The organism is Streptomyces sp. NPDC058964, assembly GCF_042741275.1.
Classification (GTDB): domain Bacteria; phylum Actinomycetota; class Actinomycetes; order Streptomycetales; family Streptomycetaceae; genus Streptomyces.
This window is the reverse complement of the sequence record NZ_JBHYKH010000856.1, coordinates 1-2,157: the sequence shown is the minus strand read 5'-3', so window position 1 is coordinate 2,157 and position 2,157 is coordinate 1. Positions and strand designations below refer to the sequence as shown.

Annotated in this window: 3 protein-coding genes; 1 reads left to right on the top strand and 2 read right to left on the bottom strand. The window is 71.5% G+C overall.

Going from position 1 to position 2,157, the window contains the following annotated elements; genetic code table 11:
* Positions 1 to 85 precede the first annotated feature (85 nt).
* Together ACFW2E_RS45635 and ACFW2E_RS45630 are read right to left on the bottom strand one after the other, a co-directional pair.
* On the bottom strand, positions 86 to 607 hold the full coding sequence (locus ACFW2E_RS45635) for a (2Fe-2S)-binding protein (RefSeq protein ID WP_384477742.1): 522 nt from the start codon (positions 605 to 607) through the stop codon (positions 86 to 88).
* Between the two features lies 1 nt (position 608).
* Positions 609 to 1,481, bottom strand: coding sequence for an FAD binding domain-containing protein (locus tag ACFW2E_RS45630; RefSeq protein ID WP_384477739.1), 873 nt, complete (start codon positions 1,479 to 1,481; stop codon positions 609 to 611).
* A gap of 113 nt (positions 1,482 to 1,594) precedes the next feature.
* Here ACFW2E_RS45630 and ACFW2E_RS45625 point away from each other — a divergent pair.
* Positions 1,595 to 2,157: LysR family transcriptional regulator (locus ACFW2E_RS45625; protein ID WP_384477737.1), on the top strand; the 563-nt coding region annotated here is incomplete at its 3' end.

Genomic DNA, 2,157 nt, shown 5'->3' with positions numbered 1-2,157 from the left:
CCATTTTTAATCAACCGGCCCCCACCGATATAAACAATTGATTTGTGGTGGGCTGCGTCAGTTGTTTATAAGAGACAGGTGGTCGTCATGCCCGCACCTCCTCGCGGCCGGGCGCCGACTCGGTGGCCGCGTCGGCGGCCCGTGCCCCGCCGCCGTGCTCGGCGGCCCAGCGGATGGAGCGCACGATGTTCTCGTAACCGGTGCAGCGGCACACCTGTCCGGAGATCGCCTCGCGGATGTCCTCCTCCGACGGGTCCGCGTCGTGGTCGAGCAGCCAGCGGGCGGTCATCATCATGCCCGGTGTGCAGAAGCCGCACTGCAGCCCGTGGCAGGCGACGAATCCCTGCTGCACCGGGTCGAGTTCGGCCCCGTGCGCCAGATCCTCCACGGTCCGTACCTCGTGACCGTCGGCCATCACCGCGAGGACCGTGCAGGACTTCACGGGCGTGCCGTCCAGCCAGACGGCGCACACCCCGCAGTTGGAGGTGTCGCAGCCCCAGTGGGTGCCGGTGAGCCCGAGTTCGTCGCGCAGGAAATGCACCAGCAGCAGCCTGGGCTCAACGTCCCGCGTGTACTGCTCGCCGTTCACGGTCACGGTGATCCGCATGTCACGCCTCCTGCCCCTGGGCGCGGGCGGCGGCTGCGCGCAGCGCCCGGGTGGTGAGCTCCGCGGCCAGATGCCGCTTGTAGTCGGCCGGACCGCGCTGGTCGGCCGTCGGCCGGCACTCCCGCGCGGCGATCCGGCCCGCCTCGACGAAGGTCTCCTCGCCCGGGCGTCCGCCGCGCAGGAAATCCTCGGCCTCTTCGGCCACGAACCGTGGGGCGCCCACCGCGGTCAGCCCGATCCCGGCCTCGCCGATCACCCCGTCGGAGATCTCCAGCACCGCTCCCGCCGCGACGACCGCCCAGTCACCGGCCCTGCGCTCGACCTTGCGGTAGGCGCTGGCGTGCGAGCGGATGGGCACCCGGATCTCCACCAGAAGCTCCGCTTCGTCCAGCGCGGTCTCGTACGGGCCGAGGAAGAACTCCCTGATGCCGATGGTGCGCCTGCCGCCGGGGCCCTGGGTGACGAGGGTCGCGCGCAGCGCGGAGAACGCCGCGGACAGGTCCTCCGACGGATCGGCCTGGCACAGCGAACCGCCCACGGTGCCGCGGTTGCGCACGAGCGGATCGGCGATCATCCGTTCCGCGTCGCGCAGGATGGGGAAGTGTTCGCCGACGACCGGTGAGGCCAGCAGTTCCGAGTGGCGGACCGTCGCGCCGACGGCCAGATCGTGCCCGTCCACCCGGATCAACGCCAGCTCACCGAGGCCGTTGATGTCGATCAGCGCCTCGGGCTGGGCCAGCCGCAGCTTCATCATCGGCAGCAGGCTGTGGCCACCGGCCACCACGCGTGCATCGGGGCCGTACCGCGTCAGAAGCTCGATCGCCCGCTCGACGCTCGTGGCCCTCTCGTACTGGAACGCGGCTGGAACCTGCATAGGGCCCTCCGTCATGCTGTGCCGTCGTGCCGCGATGCTGCGCCCGCCGGCATCAGCCATGCAATGGGATGATAAGTATTCACTTATTGCCGAAAACAGCGGAAAATCATGGAGTGACCGTCACGCAGCTCAGCACTTTCGTGCTGGTCGCCCGGCTCGGCTCGGTGGGTGCCGCGGCCCGGACCCTGAACGTCAGTGAGTCCGCCGTGTCGCAGGCGCTCACCGCGCTGCGGACCCACTTCGGTGATCCGCTCAGCCGGCGCACCGGCGGCGGTGGGATGCGCCTGACCCCCGCGGGTGCGCGGCTGCTGCCGGTCGCGTCACGCATGGTCGCGCTGAGCGCGGACGCCGAGGCGGCGGTGCGGGCGGCGCGAGGGGCACCCGACGAGCTGCGCGTCGTCGCCACGAGCACCCTGGCCGAGTTCGTGCTCCCCTCGCTCGTGGAGGCCTTCGCCGACCGTGCCGGGCGCCGGACCGAGATTTCCTACGGGGTGGCCGCGGGCAACGAGATGCGCGTACTGGTGGAGAACCGGCTGGCCGACATCGCGCTCGGGCCGGATCTCGGGGCTCCGCCCGGGGGCGAGGTGGGCGGCGACCCCCAGTTCCCCCCCCACCTGGTTGGGGGTCCCGGGCCCACGCGGGGCCGGGGGGGGGCGGGCGCGCGCGCCCGCGGCTG

What these genes read in the sequence shown, in the direction of transcription:
- ACFW2E_RS45635 (WP_384477742.1), bottom strand. Translation starts at nt 607, where the DNA reads ATGCGGATCACCGTGACCGTGAACGGCGAGCAGTACACGCGGGACGTT.
- ACFW2E_RS45630 (WP_384477739.1), bottom strand. Translation starts at nt 1,481, where the DNA reads ATGCAGGTTCCAGCCGCGTTCCAGTACGAGAGGGCCACGAGCGTCGAG.